Here is a 204-nt window from a genome sequence, read left to right on the forward strand (position 1 = left end):
GAGTAAATTGATGCCCGAATGCTTGGCGGAAATTCGTAAAAGGTGAATAAGTTACTTAACTTACCCAATTTTCGCATCTGGTTACTATATTTGCTTTTCCATTTCAAAATGAAGTTATCTAAAGCTCGTTTTGCTTCTTCAAGTGATTCAGATTGGCGAATTTCTTTAAATTCGCTCATCAAATCTCGCATATCGCTTTTTCGC

At 35.8% G+C, this 204-nt stretch carries 1 protein-coding gene; it reads right to left on the bottom strand.

Annotated elements, in window-relative coordinates; all coding sequences use genetic code 11:
• Window positions 1-204 (bottom strand): transposase (locus QOS03_RS09395; protein ID WP_283576199.1); only part of this gene is annotated, 204 nt, incomplete at both ends.

This window comes from Limosilactobacillus pulli (assembly GCF_947381555.1).
GTDB classification, from domain to species: Bacteria; Bacillota; Bacilli; order Lactobacillales; family Lactobacillaceae; genus Limosilactobacillus; species Limosilactobacillus pulli.